This is a genomic window from Micromonospora sp., from assembly GCF_048594385.1.
GTDB lineage: Bacteria > Actinomycetota > Actinomycetes > Mycobacteriales > Micromonosporaceae > Micromonospora > Micromonospora wenchangensis.
Window position 1 is genome coordinate 1 of sequence record NZ_JBMDWU010000325.1, and the last position, 8,352, is coordinate 8,352.

Annotated in this window: 7 protein-coding genes; 1 reads left to right on the forward strand and 6 read right to left on the reverse strand. The window is 71.7% G+C overall.

The annotated features are described in order from the left end of the window. Positions 1-102: 102 nt before the first annotated feature. The 4 genes from ACOJTC_RS17395 to ACOJTC_RS17410 are packed head-to-tail and all read right to left on the reverse strand — an operon-like array spanning position 103 to position 4,862. Positions 103-2,136, reverse strand: a complete 2,034-nt coding sequence (locus ACOJTC_RS17395) for an ABC transporter ATP-binding protein (protein ID WP_420117670.1) — start codon at positions 2,134-2,136, stop codon at positions 103-105. Further along, a complete protein-coding gene (locus ACOJTC_RS17400; protein WP_420117671.1) occupies positions 2,133-3,866 on the reverse strand; it encodes an ABC transporter ATP-binding protein in 1,734 nt (577 codons plus the stop codon). The genes ACOJTC_RS17395 and ACOJTC_RS17400 overlap by 4 nt, the downstream gene beginning before the upstream one ends. Then, positions 3,860-4,390, reverse strand: a complete 531-nt coding sequence (locus ACOJTC_RS17405) for a MarR family winged helix-turn-helix transcriptional regulator (protein WP_204927458.1) — start codon at positions 4,388-4,390, stop codon at positions 3,860-3,862. Before ACOJTC_RS17405 ends, ACOJTC_RS17400 begins: the two co-directional genes overlap by 7 nt. Positions 4,391-4,415: 25 nt before the next feature. Next, positions 4,416-4,862: a DoxX family protein gene (locus ACOJTC_RS17410; RefSeq protein ID WP_420117672.1), complete on the reverse strand. Its 447-nt coding sequence runs from the start codon at positions 4,860-4,862 to the stop codon at positions 4,416-4,418. A gap of 85 nt (positions 4,863-4,947) precedes the next feature. Here ACOJTC_RS17410 and ACOJTC_RS17415 point away from each other — a divergent pair, with 85 nt between their 5' ends. Further along, positions 4,948-5,517 (forward strand): TetR/AcrR family transcriptional regulator, encoded by a 570-nt coding sequence (locus ACOJTC_RS17415; RefSeq protein WP_204927460.1) that lies wholly within the window; start codon positions 4,948-4,950, stop codon positions 5,515-5,517. Positions 5,518-5,780: 263 nt separating this feature from the next. Here ACOJTC_RS17415 and ACOJTC_RS17420 read toward each other — a convergent pair whose 3' ends face one another. Together ACOJTC_RS17420 and ACOJTC_RS17425 are read right to left on the reverse strand one after the other, a co-directional pair. Continuing rightward, complete coding sequence (locus tag ACOJTC_RS17420) at positions 5,781-7,220, reverse strand: GuaB1 family IMP dehydrogenase-related protein (RefSeq protein ID WP_204927461.1); 1,440 nt, start codon at positions 7,218-7,220, stop codon at positions 5,781-5,783. A gap of 80 nt (positions 7,221-7,300) precedes the next feature. Next, positions 7,301-8,352 (reverse strand): biotin/lipoyl-containing protein (locus tag ACOJTC_RS17425; RefSeq protein WP_420117673.1); only part of this gene is annotated, 1,052 nt, incomplete at its 5' end.

Sequence of the window (8,352 nt, forward strand, 5' to 3'; positions counted from 1 at the left end):
GGGGGGGGGGGGGGGGGCCCGCGGGGCGCAAGGGCTCCCCGCGGGGGGCGGGGGGGGGGGGGGGGGGACGCGGCCCCCCCGCCCCCCCCACCGGTCCGTCACTCAGCCCCGGGCCGGTGCCGGTGCCGCCGCTGCCGGTGCGGCCTCGTCCTCGACCACCGCTGCGGCGAACTGCGCCTGGTAGAGCCGGTGGTACGCCCCCCGCGCGGCGAGCAGTTGCTGGTGGGTGCCCTGCTCGACGATCCGCCCGTTCTCCATCATCAGGATCAGGTGGGCGTCGCGGATGGTGGACAGCCGGTGCGCGATGACGAAACTGGTCCGGTCGGACCGCAGCGCCGCCATCGCCCGTTGCAGCAGCACCTCGGTGCGGGTGTCCACCGAGCTGGTCGCCTCGTCCAGGATCAGCAGCGACGGCTCCGCCAGGAACGCCCGCGCGATGGTGATGAGCTGCTTCTCACCGGCGCTGACGTTGCTGCCCTCCTCGTCGATGACGGTGTCGTACCCGTCGGGGAGGCTACGGACGAACCGGTCCACGAAGGTGGCCCGCGCGGCGGCGAGGATCTCCTCCTCGGTGGCGTCCGGCCGGCCGTAGGCGATGTTGTCCCGGATGGTGCCGCCGAACAGCCAGGTGTCCTGGAGCACCATGCCGATCCGGCCGCGCAGGTCGTCGCGGCGCAACGTGGTGATGTCCACCCCGTCGAGGGTGATCCGCCCGGAGTCCAGTTCGTAGAAGCGCATCACCAGGTTGACCAGGGTGGTCTTGCCGGCGCCGGTCGGGCCGACGATGGCCACGGTGTGACCGGGCTCGGCGACCAGGGACAGGTCGTCGATCAGCGGGGTCTGCGGGTCGTACCGGAAGGAGATGTTCTCGAACTCGACCCGCCCGTGCGGTTCGACGACCCGGGTCGGGGTGGCCGGGTCGGGGCTCTGCTCGTCGGCGTCGAGCACGGCGAAGACCCGCTCGGCGGAGGCCACCCCGGACTGGAGCAGGTTCGCCATCGAGGCGACCTGCGTCAGCGGCTGGGTGAACTGCCGCGAGTACTGGATGAACGCCTGCACGTCACCGAGGCTCATCGCCCCCGACGCCACCCGCAGCCCACCGACCACGGCGATCGCCACGTAGCTGAGGTTCCCGACGAACATCATCGCCGGCATGATGATCCCGGAGATGAACTGGGCACCGAAGCTGGCCCGGAACAGCTCCTCGTTCTTGGCACGGAAGCTGGCCTCCACCTCCGGGGAGCGCCCGAAGACCTTGACCAGCTCGTGGCCGGTGAACGCCTCCTCGATCTGGCCGTTCAGCTCGCCGGTGTGGGTCCACTGGGCGATGAACTTCTGCTGCGACCGCTTGGCGATCTGCTGCGTCACGATCACCGACAGCGGAACCGCGACCAGCGCGACCAGCGCCAGCAGCGGCGAGATCCAGAACATCATCGCCAGCACGCCGACCACGGTCAGCAGCGAGGTGAGCAGTTGGCTCAGCGTCTGCGACAGGGTCTGCGAGATGTTGTCGATGTCGTTGGTGACCCGGCTGAGCAGCTCGCCGCGTGGCTGCCTGTCGAAGTAGGGCAGCGGCAGCCGGTTGAGTTTCTCCTCCACCTCGGCGCGCAGCCGCAGCACGGTGGCCTGGACCACCCCGTTGAGCAGCCAACCCTGCCACCACATCAGCAGGCTGGCGGCCACGTAGAGGCCGAGGGCGAACAGCAGCGTCCGGCCGAGGGCGTCGAAGTCGATGCCCGCCCCGGGGACCACGTCCATCCGGGCGACCATGTCGGCGAGGTTGTCGTTGCCGGCGGCCCGCATCCCGGACACCGCCTGGTCGACGGTGGTGCCGGGGGGAAGCTGCCGGCCGATCACCCCGGCGAAGATGATGTCGGTGGCGTGGCCGAGGATCTTCGGCCCGATCACGCTGAACCCCACGCTGGTCACCGCCAGGGCGATGATGCCGGTCAGCGTCACCCGGTGCGGTCGCAGCCGGCCGAGCAGCCGGCGGGCCGACGGCCCGAAGTTCATCGACTTCTCCGCCGGCATGCCGGCGCTCATCCACGGCGGCCCACCGCCGCGCCGGCCGGCCGCCGGCAGCCGCTTCGGCGTGGTCTCCTCCGGGGCCTTCTTCTGCTCGGGTACGGCGGTCATGCCGGCACCCCCGCAGTCTGCTGCGACGCCACGATCTCGGCGTACGTCGGGCAGGTGTCGAGCAGCTCGTCGTGTCGGCCCATCCCGACCACGCCTCCGTCCTCCAACACGATGATCTGGTCGGCGTCGATGATCGTGGAGACCCGTTGGGCCACGATCACCACTGCCGCGTCGGCGGTGACCGGGCGCAGCGCGGCCCGCAACCGGGCGTCGGTGCCCAGGTCGAGCGCCGAGAACGAGTCGTCGAACAGGTAGATCTCCGGCTTACGGACGAGTGCCCGCGCGATGGCGAGGCGTTGCCGCTGCCCGCCGGAGACGTTCGTGCCGCCCTGCGCGATCGCCGCGTCGAGGCCACCGGGCATCTGGGCCACGAAGTCGCGGGCCTGGGCGATCTCCAACGCCGTCCACAGGTCCTCGTCGGTGGCGTCGGGATTGCCGTAGCGCAGGTTGCTCGCCACCGTGCCCGTGAACAGGTACGGCTTCTGCGGCACCAGGCCGATTCGCCGCCACAGCTCCTCCGGGGCCAGCTCGCGGACGTCGACCCCGTCGACCAGCACGGTGCCGGCGGTCGGGTCGACCAGCCGGGGGATCAGGGTCAGCAGGGTGGTCTTGCCGGCGCCGGTCGACCCGATCACGGCGGTGGTCCGCCCCGGGGTGGCACGGAACGAGATGTCGTGCAGCACCGGCGCGCTGGCCCCCGGGTACTGGAAGGCCACGCCGCGCAGCTCCAGCTCACCGTGGCCCTCGACCCGGGTGACCGGGTTGGCCGCCGGGACCACCGAGGACTCGGTGTCCAGCACCTCGGTGACGCGTTCGGCGCAGACCGCCGCGCGCGGCACCATCATCAGCATGAAGGTGGCCATCATGACGGCCATCAGGATCTGCATCAGGTACGCCAGGAAGGCGGTGAGCGCGCCGATCTGGATCTGCCCGGAGTCGACCCGCTGGGCGCCGAACCACAGTACGGCGACGCTGGAGACGTTGAGCACCAGCATCACCACCGGGAAGATCAGCGCCATCAGTCGGCCGACCCGCAGGGCGGTGGCGGTCAGGTCGGCGTTGGCCACCCCGAACCGCTGCGTCTCGTACGGCTCCCGGACGAACGCCCGGACCACCCGGATGCCGGTGATCTGCTCGCGGAGCACCCGGTTGACCGTGTCGATGCGGGTCTGCATGAGCCGGAAACCGGGCACCATCTGGCGGATGACCAGGCCGAGCGCGACGGCGAGCACCGGCACGCTGACCAGCATCAGCCAGGACAGGCCGATGTCCTCCCGCAGCGCCATCACCACCCCGCCGACGCTCATGATCGGCGCGGCGACCAGCATGGTGCAGCTCATCAGCACGAGCATCTGCACCTGCTGCACGTCGTTGGTGTTGCGGGTGATCAGCGAGGGCGCGCCGAAGCGGGCCACCTCGCGGGCGGAGAACCGGTTGACCTGCCCGAAGATCGCCGCCCGGACGTCCCGGCCGAAGGCCATCGCGGTCCGCGCGCCGAAGTAGACCGCCGTCACCGCGCAGGCGATCTGGACCAGGCTGACCAGCAGCATCCAACCGCCGGTACGGATGATGTAGTCGGTGTCGCCCCGGGCCACCCCCAGGTCGATGATGTCGGCGTTGAGGCTCGGCAGGTAGAGCGAGGCCATCGTGCCGACGAACGTGAGCAGCACCACCGCGCCCAGTGGCCGGTGGTAGGGCCGCAGGTAGCGGCGTAACAGACTGATCAGCACGGATGGCTCCCGGGCCTCGGGTGGTCGGTCGTGTCCTGGTGCTGTGTTGACAACCTCTTGTCCTCCCCGTCGGACATGGTCGTGATGACCTCGATCAGGAAATCCCGGATCACCTCGCGTCGGGCCGGGTCGGCGTCGACGGAGGTGAGCGGGGTGTCGGTGCGCATCCGGTCGACCAGGGAGCGGATGTGTTCCCGCCCCTTGTCGGTCAGCGCCAGTCGTACGCTGCGCCGGTCGGCCTCGTCGCGGCGACGCTCGACGAAGCCGTCCCGTTCGAGGGTGTCGACGATCCCGGTGAGGGTGGCGGGCCGGACGAAGCAGCGGTCGGCGACGTCCCGGTGGGTGGCGTCGTCGAGGTGGTTCAGGGTGAACAGCACCCGCATCCCGGCCGGGGTGAGGCCGTGGTGTTCGGCCAGGTAACGACCCCAGTGCTGGTCGACGAGGTGGCCGGCGACCGACAGCAGTCGCCCGAGCGGGACGTCATGGAGCACGGCGGGGAAGACGATGAGTGGTTCCCTCTGCACGTTGAGTATGTTAGCCCCCAAACCGTCAGGGGCCAAACAGAATGGTCAGAGCGGTGCCGACGTACAGGATCTGCATCGCCGTACGCGTGCCCAGCGGGGTGACCGGGCGGCCCGCCAGCGTCAGGCGTCGCCGGGCCGCCGAGACGTTCGCGGGGAACATCGCGACCATCAGCAGCGCCAATCCGGCGGCGCTCGGACGGGCGGTGGCCGGGATCAGCAACCCGACCGCGCCGGCCAGTTCCAGCACCCCGGTGACGGTGACCAGCATGGCGGGCCGGGGCAGCCGGGGCGGGACCATGGCGATCAGATCCTCCCGACGGGGTGCCACGAAGTGGGCGAAACCGGTCATGACGAACAGCAGTGCCAGCCCGACACGGAGGGCGGGGTGCCAGCCGTCGAGCGCGTCCATGCCGGCCAGTCCGGCCAGGCGCGCGACGGCGGCTCCGACGAGCAGAGCGATAAACGGAACCATGGATGCCTCCTCGGTGGCAAATCTTTATGCTGACAAGATTTGATCGCCGATGGTCTTCTTGTCAATGCAAAGTTATCCTGGTGTCATGACCGTCACCCGGCCCTACCACCACGGCGACCTGCGCCGCGTCCTGCTCCAGGCGGCGGTGACGGCGATCGAGGAAGCCGGGCCGGCGGCCCTGAGCCTGCGCGACCTCGCCCGTCGCACCGGCGTCTCCCACGCCGCCCCGACCCACCACTTCGGCGACAAGGCGGGACTGCTCACCGCTCTCGCCGTCGAGGGGTTCGACCTGCTCGCCGCCGCCCTGACCGCAGCCGGCGACGACCTGCTCGACGTGGGCGTGGCGTACGTGGACTTCGCCGTCCGTCACCGGGCGCACTTCGAGGTGATGTTCCGACCCGACCTCTACCGGGCCGACGCCCCCGAGGTCCGGGCCGCCCGGGAACGGTCCGGCGCGGCGCTGCACACCGGCGTGGCGACCCTGCCGCCGGACCGGGCCGAGCCGGGCGAGGCGCGCACGGACGCGCTGGCCGCCTGGTCGATCGTGCACGGCTTCGCCACCCTGTGGCTCTCCGGCGCACTACCCCCCGACGTCGAGGCCGACCCCCGCACCGCCGCCCGCACCGTCATCCGCCGCCTCTTCCCCCCACCCTGACCTCCTCCCGAGCCCCGCGTCTCGCCTCACGCCCCCGCCCCCCACGCCCCGCCTCCCTCGCCCCGGTGATCAAGAGATTGGCGTCAGATCACCGCTCCGAGTTGACGCAAACCTCTTGATCACCGGGGCCGGTGGGATGGTCGGTGCGGTGATCAAGGGCGGGGCGGGGGTGACGCAAACTTCTTGATCACCAGGGTCAGGCCGGGGCGAGGCAGAGACCGGGACGGGGGCCAGACAGGGGGCAGGAGAGGGGGCAGGGGGAGTTACCAGCTGGTGGGGAGGGGCATGCCTTCGGTGTAGCCGGCGTGACTCTGGACGCCGACCAGGGCGCGCTCGTGGAACTCGTCCAGGGTGCGGGCGCCGGCGTAGGTGCAGGCGCTGCGTACCCCGGAGACGATCTCGTCGATCAGGTCCTCGACGCCGGGGCGGGCCGGGTCCAGGTACATCCGGGCGGTGGAGATGCCCTCCTCGAAGATCGCCTTCCGGGCCCGGTCGAAGGCGCTGTCCTCGGCGGTCCGGGCGCTGACCGCACGGGACGAGGCCATCCCGAAGCTCTCCTTGTAGCGTCGGCCGTCCGGCTCGGTGTAGAGGTCACCGGGCGACTCGTAGGTGCCGGCGAACCAGGAGCCCACCATCACGTTGGACGCCCCGGCGGCCAGCGCCAGCGCCACGTCCCGGGGGTGGCGCACCCCGCCGTCGGCCCAGACGTGCCGGCCGAGGGCGCGGGCCGCCGCCGCGCAGTCCAGCACGGCGGAGAACTGGGGCCGGCCGACCCCGGTCATCATCCGGGTGGTGCACATCGCGCCCGGCCCCACCCCGACCTTGATGATGTCCGCGCCCGCCTCGACCAGGTCGCGTACTCCCTCGGCGGTGACCACGTTGCCGGCCGCCACCGGGACCGGGGGGTCGAGCTTGCGGACCGCCCGCAACGCGGACATCATCCGTTCCTGGTGCCCGTGCGCGGTGTCCACCACCAGGGTGTCGACCCCCGCCGCGAGCAGCGCCTCGGCCTTGCCGGTGACGTCACCGTTGATGCCGACCGCCGCCGCGATCCGCAGCCGCCCCCGGTCGTCGACGGCCGGCTTGTAGAGGGTGGCGCGTAGCGCACCCTGCCGGGTGAGCACCCCGACCAGGCGGCCGTCGTCGTCGACCACCGGGGCCAGTCGCCGTCGTCCCGCGTTGAGCCGCTCGAATCCGGTACGCGGGTCCGCGTCGGCCGGCACCGTGTGCAGCTCGGTCGACATCACGTGCTGGAGTTGGGCGAACCGGTCCACCTCGTGGGTGTCCGCCTCGGTGACCACTCCCACCGGCCGGCCGGCCTCGTCGACCACCACCACCGCGCCGTGCGACTTCTTGGGCAGCAGGTGGATGGCGTCGCCGACGGTGTCGGTCGGGCCGAGCGTGATCGGGGTGTCGTGCACCAGGTGCCGCTGCTTGACCCACTCGACCACGGTGGCGACCACCTCGATCGGGATGTCCTGCGGGATGACCGCGATCGCGCCGCGCCGGGCCACCGTCTCGGCCATCCGCCGGCCGGCCACCGCCGTCATGTTCGCCACCACCAGCGGGATGGTGGTGCCGGTGCCGTCACCGGTGGACAGGTCGACGTCGAGCCGCGAACCGACCTCGGACCGGGCCGGGGCCATGAAGACGTCGTTGTAGGTCAGGTCGTGCGCGGGCACCGCGCCATGAAGGAACCTCACCCCGCCATCATTCCCGCTTCCGGCCCGTCCCGCCGCCGTCGGTGGCTCACACCACCCTGCCCATGCGGGGGTCGTACGGCTCAGGAGATGGTGCAGATCGCCGCGCCGGCGGTGAGCACCGCACCGACCTCGGCGGCGAGCCCGGCGACCGTGCCCGCCTTGTGCGCGTGCAACGGCTGTTCCATCTTCATCGCCTCCAGGACGACGACCAGGTCCCCCTCGGCGACGGTGTCCCCGTCCGCGACGGCGATCTTGACGATGGTGCCCTGCATGGGGGAGGTGAGGGCGTCGCCGCTGACCGCCGTACCCGTGCCGGTGCCGCCACCCCGGCGGGCCGGCCTGCGGGCGGCGGGGGCGGCGGTGGTCGTACCCCCGGTGAGGCCGGCGGGGAGGGTGACCTCCAGCCGCTTGCCGCCCACCTCGACCACGACGGTCTCGCGTGCCGTCGCCGCCTCGGCGGGGCCGGCGGTCGGGGTGAACGCCGGGACGGTGTTGTCGAACTCGGTCTCGATCCACCGGGTGTGCACGGTGAACGGCTCGCTGGTGAACGCCGGGTCGCGGACGACGAGGCGGTGGAACGGCAGCGCGGTGGCCATCCCCTCGACGACCATCTCGTCGAGCACCCGGCGAGCCCGTTCGATCGCCTCGGCGCGGGTCTCGCCGGTGACGATCACCTTGGCCAGCAGCGAGTCGAAGTTGCCGCCGATCACGTCGCCCGCGCCCACCCCGGTGTCGACCCGGACGCCGGGGCCGGTGGGCAGGCGCAGCGCGGTGATGGTGCCGGGGGCGGGCAGGAAGTTGCGGCCCGGGTCCTCGCCGTTGATCCGGAACTCGATGGCGTGCCCGCGCGGGGTCGGGTCCGCGGTGAACCGCAGCTTCTCGCCGTCGGCGATCCGGAACTGCTCGCGGACCAGGTCGACGCCGGCGGTCTCCTCGGTGACCGGGTGTTCCACCTGCAGCCGGGTGTTGACCTCCAGGAAGGAGATGGTGCCGTCCGCGCCGACCAGGTACTCCACCGTGCCCGCGCCGTGGTAGCCGGCCTCCCGGCAGATCGCCTTGGCGCTGTCGTGGATCTGGCGGCGCTGCGCGTCGGTGAGGAACGGCGCGGGGGCCTCCTCGACCAGCTTCTGGT

Bases quoted from the DNA above. Each gene is read 5' to 3' on its own strand.
- ACOJTC_RS17415 (WP_204927460.1), top strand. From the start codon at position 4,948: ATGACCGTCACCCGGCCCTACCACCACGGCGACCTGCGCCGCGTCCTG.
- ACOJTC_RS17410 (WP_420117672.1), bottom strand. From the start codon at position 4,862: ATGGTTCCGTTTATCGCTCTGCTCGTCGGAGCCGCCGTCGCGCGCCTG.
- ACOJTC_RS17395 (WP_420117670.1), bottom strand. From the start codon at position 2,136: ATGACCGCCGTACCCGAGCAGAAGAAGGCCCCGGAGGAGACCACGCCG.